This is a genomic window from Desulfothermus sp. (assembly GCF_053993635.1).
This window is the reverse complement of record NZ_JBMYBT010000067.1, coordinates 22,034-28,747: the sequence shown is the minus strand read 5'-3', so window position 1 is coordinate 28,747 and position 6,714 is coordinate 22,034. Positions and strand designations below refer to the sequence as shown.

Annotated in this window: 3 protein-coding genes; all 3 read right to left on the bottom strand. The window is 36.5% G+C overall.

What is annotated here, in order from left to right; translation table 11 throughout:
* Positions 1-71: 71 nt before the first annotated feature.
* A complete protein-coding gene (locus ACY2V1_RS05205) occupies positions 72-1,808 on the bottom strand; it encodes an aldehyde ferredoxin oxidoreductase family protein (protein WP_461833736.1) in 1,737 nt (578 codons plus the stop codon).
* Positions 1,809-1,880: 72 nt separating this feature from the next.
* On the bottom strand, positions 1,881-4,874 hold the full coding sequence (locus ACY2V1_RS05200) for an acyl-CoA dehydratase activase (RefSeq protein ID WP_461833735.1): 2,994 nt from the start codon (positions 4,872-4,874) through the stop codon (positions 1,881-1,883).
* Positions 4,874-6,529 (bottom strand): glucose-6-phosphate isomerase, encoded by a 1,656-nt coding sequence (pgi, locus tag ACY2V1_RS05195; protein ID WP_461833734.1) that lies wholly within the window; start codon positions 6,527-6,529, stop codon positions 4,874-4,876. The genes ACY2V1_RS05200 and pgi overlap by 1 nt, the downstream gene beginning before the upstream one ends.
* Positions 6,530-6,714 lie beyond the last annotated feature (185 nt).

The window sequence follows — 6,714 nt, the reverse complement described above, 5'->3', positions numbered from 1 at the left end:
TGGACTTCTATTTTCACGGGACTCATCCTTATTAACTAAAGGCAGGCATATAATATACCTGCCCTTTAATCCTATAATACTTTTGCAGCCTGGAGTTCATCTATTGTAAAATCCCATACAGTATCGTGTGGAGGAAGCTTTTCCTTTAAGAAGAATTCAGGTAATTGATCATGGGCCTTGGTAAACCCAGCATCATAGTTAAAAGAATATTCATCCTTAAGCACACTAACACCTAAATTAATTATATCATCAACACTTATCTGTTTTCCAGTCTTTGCACTGATAAGTTTTGCCATAGTCTCCATTGCATCTTCAGTATCAAGCACAGCAAAGGCTACAAATAAACAAAGGCCAGTAGAATCTATTGCTGCAGTGGCAATTTGTAAGTTTTTAGAAACCTCTACATTCCCTTCTTTTTTCAAAGGATTTATATCTCCTCCAACTTTTAATACATTCTGACATACTGCATAACCAGCAGTGTGGTCAGCCCCCATAGGAGTAGTTGCGTATGTAACTCCAACACCCTTTACAGATCTTGGATCGTATGCAGGAAGGGACTGACCTTTTACAACTGGCACCCTTTCAACCCCAAAGGCCTTGCCTGTAAAAGAAGCTCCATTGGCTATTATCTTGCCCAAATAATCTTCTTTAAGATAGACCCTTTTTAGTAGCTGAATTGCAGCCTTTCCATCTCCCCAAGGGATGAGTCCTCCCTCCATGGCCACTGCAATGGTATTTCCCATCTCAATTGTGTCCAGCCCCAGATCATCACAGAGACGATCTAATACTGCAAGGTCATCTAAATTTGATATTGTAGTGTTAGGGCCAAGTGCCCAGATTGTTTCATATTCAAAACCTGAGGTAATATATTCTCCCTTTTCATCAACATAGGCCTGGGAGCACTGGATAATACATCCAGGATGACATCCTTCTTTTACAACCCCACCTCTTTTTTCTATAATCTCTACCATTTTTTCACCACTAACTTCTGCTGCCTTATCAAATCGTCCATATCTAAAATTTTTGGTTGGAAGTGCACCAGCTTCATTTATGATATTTATTAAAATTGCTGTGCCAAAGGATGGTAATCCTTTTGATGTAACAGGATGTCCCTGTAAGATTTCTGTCCACCTCTTAGAAGCAGCCTTAAATGTTTCTTTATCTGCAATCTCTACTCCTGATCCACCTGTATCATCTACAACTATTGCCTTAATCCCTTTGGAGCCCATAACAGCGCCAAGGCCTCCCCTGCCTGCAGCCCTGGCTGGTCTCCCCTTTGGATCAGTAAATTGAATAGAAGCGCCAAGGCGCAAATCCTCTCCTGCAGGACCAATTACCATTATGGCGACCTTGTCTCCATATCTCTCAAACAATCTCTTTGAACTCTCATATGTGCCTTTTCTTTCAAGCTCAGGGAAGTCTTCAATTGCTACTCCATCCTTATTTATAAATACGACCTTGGGTTTACCTCTATTTTCAGGCTTGTCTTCTAAAATAATTGCCTTTATCCCCAGTTTTGCCAATTTCTGGGACAGAGTTCCTCCAGAATTTGATTCTTTTATGCCACCTGTTAGAGGGGATTTTGCACCAACAGAGATCCGCCCAGAATTAACAGCTGGAGTCCCTGTAAGTATCCCAGGAGCAATTACCAGCTTGTTTTCCCTACCAAGGGGATGTGTTCTGGCTGGAACCTCCTGTCTAATAATCCTTGATGTAAAGGCCCTTCCCCCAAGAAGCGCTAAATCATCTGTCACCCCTTCAAACTTATATTCCAAAGTCCTTGTATTTACTCTGAGAATTTTTTCCATACGTCTACCTCCTATTTTTTAGTTTACCCTTACACTATTTTATCCACTTATCAAAAATGAAGTCAATCAATTTTATAAAAACTTGCCAAATACACTACTAACTACATGATAATATGCCTCTATCCTTGTCAACACCCCTGCTACACCAGTATGCTCATCAAATTCCAGGATTAGATAGGGCTTATTTTCTAAAATAAATTTATAAAAGTGTTCTATAAATGAATCAGGACCACAACTAAAATTTGTTATATGAACACCAAAGAGATTTGGATGAGATTTTATATACTTGGCAAGTCTCAATATTTTGGACCCAAAGCCCCAATACATCCTTGGAAAATCTGATAAATCAATCTTAGATAAATCTATAAAATCAATTGGTAATGCCAAAATTCCTATTTTTGCCAGCCTTGAGCTAATATGTAAATTCAATCTCGCATCATACAAATTGTATGGCCTGCCACTTATAATCCAGATTGGTCTGTCTTTATTTTTTTCCAAAACATCTTTACCTATCTCAATTAACTTCTCTTTATATCTGTTATATTCTAAAAATCCTATATCTACTGCCCTTTTTATCTCGTTTTTGGATACCTTTAGTTTATCGCCAATATCTTCATATAAGTCATAAGCAACATTAACTGGTCCATCTTTTAAATATACATGTGTCCTTAATATCTTTTTCTCGTCAATATCCAATCCACTTTTTACAATATATCCAGATGCCTCTGCCATTGGACAAAACATGGATTTTTCTTCATCACTATACGATGGCATATCTATTACATTTGGAAGAAACAAAAAATCACATCTATCTTTTAAAAATTTCACATGTCCATGAAATACTTTTATTGGAAAACACATATCAGTTACAACAGATTCCACTCCAATCTTTGAAATCTTTGTATTGGTCTTTGGGGTAAGGAACACATCAAACCCAAGCTCCTTAAAAAATATTCCCCACAAAATAGACCATTCAAGAAAATGGAGAGCAAATGGAATTCCAACAACTGTTGAGCCCGTTTTGCCTGATTCCTTGCCTGGCTCAATATCCCATTTCTTTAAAATATCTAAAAATATTTCCTCTCTTTTTTGAAAATAATCCTCACAGGGCTCTCCCATATAATTTGTGACCTCGTATCTTCCACAATCACCACCCCATATACTCTTTCTTCCTTGAAAATTATACACCTTTAATTTGCATTCATTAGTACAGGCTGGATCTGCCCTGCATATTACCTCTTTGTAAGTTACCTTTGTATTAGCCAGACCTTTTATATCCCTTTTTTTTGGTTTTTCATTAGAGCCTTCTAATCTTTGTTTCACTAGCAATGCTGCACCATAAGCCCCCATAACTTCCCTGTGTGGTGGAACCAGGATCTCTTTTTCAATGACCCTTTCAAAGGCTGCAACTATAGCCTTATTTAAAGAAGGGCCACCCAAAAACATAATCTTGTTTCCAATAAATCTTTTGCCAACAACCCTATTTAGATAATTGTGGACAATGGCATAACAAAGGCCAGCAATTAAATCCTCTATTTTTGCACCTTGCTGCAGATATCCCATTAAATCAGATTCCATGAACACTGTGCATCTTTCAGTCAGACTAATTGGATTTTTTGAACTCAGGGCTATTTCCTGGAACTCGCCAACAATATTTATGCCTAACTTATTTGCAAGCTCATGTAAAAAACTCCCTGTGCCAGCTGCGCAGATCTTATTCATATCAAAATCAATGGGATAGGTGTCCTTTATCCTGATATATTTTGAATCCTGGCCACCTATCTCAAATATGGTATCTACTTTATTGTCTACTGACACAGCCCCCTTGCTATGAGCAGTTATCTCATCAATAATAAGGTCTGCATCTAAAAAATCTCCCACTACATTTCTACCAGACCCAGTTGTTGCAATCCCTAAGATCTCAACGTCTTCTCCAAGTTTTTTCAAAAGGTCTAAAAGCAGATATTGGGTCACCTCTATTGGCTTACCCCTGGTTGTCACATAACATTTTGAAATTATATTTCCATCTTTATCTATAAAAGCATATTTTGTGCTGGTAGAGCCTATATCTATCCCAAGATAACCAGCAAAACTACCCTGCCTTTTTGGCGGGATTATTTCTTTGCTTTCATTAAATTTTGAGAGCTCAAGCACAAGGGGTTTTGCCCTTGGAAAATCACCAGCTAAAAATTTAGTTGCCTTTTTTAGCTTATTTATCTTTTTTAATGAAAAATTTCCATTTTTCCTAGATAAAATTGCAGCTCCAATAGCACCGATAGATGTAAAATATTGTGGTATAAAAAGGTCTGGAAAATATTTTTTCAGGGCAAGATACTGAAGCCTATTTGCTGCCATTCCCCCAATAAAAATTACTGGAGATTCAACTTCCACGTTGCCAACTATTGTGCTGATAAAATTTTGTGCATTTCCATAATGAAGCCCAGCAATTATGTTTTCAAGGGGCTCACCTTTATTTTGCAGGTGGATCATATCAGACTTTGTAAAAACCGTGCACCTGCATGCAACAGGTGCTGGAGATGAACTTTTAAGTCCTAGCTCAATAAATTCTTTTAATGTAGTGTCTAGCTTGTCCTGGGTAAGTTTAAAATCTTCTCCATACATAGAGATGGCAAGTCTTTCTGCTTGCTGATCAATAAAAGAACCTGTACCAGAGGCACAAGGTCCATTTATTGAGAAATTATTTAAAAAAAATTTACCTTCACTATATGAGAGATTAAATAGCATTGCATCCTGTCCACCAATATTTATAATTGATCTTACTCCAGGAACAACATTGGTTGCACCCTCAACAATACATATTGTTTCTACCTCATAGGGTGCATCTAACATATCTGCAATCAATTTACCATTTGAGCCAGTAAATAAACATCCTTTAATCTCATCTAATGGATACTTTTCTAAAATATCAGTTAATACCCTGTATGTATTCTCATAAATAATGCCAAAATGTCTTGTGTAAGGAACTTCGTATATAACTTCTTTATTTTCATTTATTAATACAGCATTTATGCTAATTGAACCTACATCAACTCCAAGATAATACACTATCTCTCACCCCTTTTTGTTTTATTGTAATAATTTATAAGTCCATTTGTAGATGAATCATAAACTTCACACATCACGTCCTTGTTTAGCTTATCAATTATATCCTTTGCAAGTCTTTTCCCCAGCTCAACCCCCCATTGATCAAAGGAATTAATATTCCATATACACCCTTGCACAAATACCCTGTGTTCATAAAGGGCGATAAGTGCTCCAAGGGTAAAGGGATTGAGCTCATCTATTAAAATGGAATTAGATGGTCTATTTCCTGGAAATATCTTGTGTGGTAAAATATTATTAATCTTTTGGGCATCCTTAGAATTTTTCTTTAGCTCATCGAGCACCTCTTTTTCGTCCTTGCCCTGCATAAGGGCTCTGGTCTGGGCAAAGAAATTTGCCATAAATATATCGTGCTGATCTTCTGTATTGTATGGATTTTTAACAAAACCAATAAAATCGCAGGGTATTATTTGAGTTCCCTGATGTAAAAGCTGATAAAATGAATGTTGGCCATCTGTGCCTACTCGTCCCCACACTACTGGAGAGGTATGGAAATCTACCTCCCTTCCATCTGTGGTAATCCTTTTTCCATTTGACTCCATAATTAGTTGCTGAAGATGATTAGGGAACTCTTCTAAACACTGAGAATATGGCAGGATTGCAATGGACTTTGCCCCAAAAAAATTTACATACCACACATCTAAAACTCCCATAATCACTGGAATATTTTCCTTAAAATCAGCATTTTTAAAGTGATTATCCACCATATGAGCGCCTTTTAAGAGCTCTTTAAAATTATCAAATCCTATTGAAAGGGCAATTGAGGTGCCAATAGCAGACCAAAGGGAATACCTTCCACCAACAAAATCCCAGAATTCAAACATATTTTTTGGATCTATGCCAAAATTAATCACTCCCTCTTTATTTGTTGAAATTGCTACAAAATGTCTTTCAACACACCTATCATCTCCAAATTTTTCTACTATCCACGTCCTCGCCCTTTTTGCATTTTCCATGGTCTCCTGTGTTGTGAAGGATTTGGAAGATATTATAAAAAGAGTAGTCTCTGGTGATAAATGTTTTAATGTCTTATTTAAATGGGCAGGATCTACATTTGATACAAAATGCACCTTAAGGTCATCAGATGCCAGAAAATCCAGTGCGCGAACAACCATTTTAGGACCAAGGTCTGATCCACCAATTCCAAGATTAACCACATCTGTTATCCTCTTGCCTGTAAATCCTTTCCATGTGCCAGATCTAACATCCCCAACAAATCTCTCTATCCTCTTTAAAACTGAATGAATCTCTTTAGACCAGTCAGTTCCATCAATAACTATTTGTTCATTTTCTGGACACCGTAAGGCCCAATGCATAACCCGCCTCTTCTCAGTAGTATTTATGATCTCTCCAGTAAACATCCCATGAATTTTTTCTTTTAAAGAGGCCTCATCTGCCAATTCTAAAAGAAGCTTAATTGTTTTTTGAGTAATTCTGTTTTTTGAATAATCAAATAAAATAGGGCCTAATTTTATACTGAATTTTTTAAACCTGTCTTTGTCTTGTAAAAACATATCCCTCATTGGGATATCCTTTATTTCTGTATAATGTTTACATAGATTTTTATATGCTAAGGTTTTGGAAAAAAAATAATCCATAATATTACTCCTTGGATTTAGGTGTTGTTAAATTTATAACATCCTGAAAAACAATTACTTTATTTGCTTAAAATAATAGGTTAAACCAATCCCTGAGGTCAATTATTAAGTGAAAAAAGTATTTATTTAAATAGAGGCAGCTGTTATATACACAAGGACGACCATAAAGTGCAGGCTAAAAAATA

What these genes read in the sequence shown, in the direction of transcription:
- ACY2V1_RS05205 (WP_461833736.1), bottom strand. Translation starts at nt 1,808, where the DNA reads ATGGAAAAAATTCTCAGAGTAAATACAAGGACTTTGGAATATAAGTTT.
- pgi (WP_461833734.1), bottom strand. Translation starts at nt 6,529, where the DNA reads ATGGATTATTTTTTTTCCAAAACCTTAGCATATAAAAATCTATGTAAA.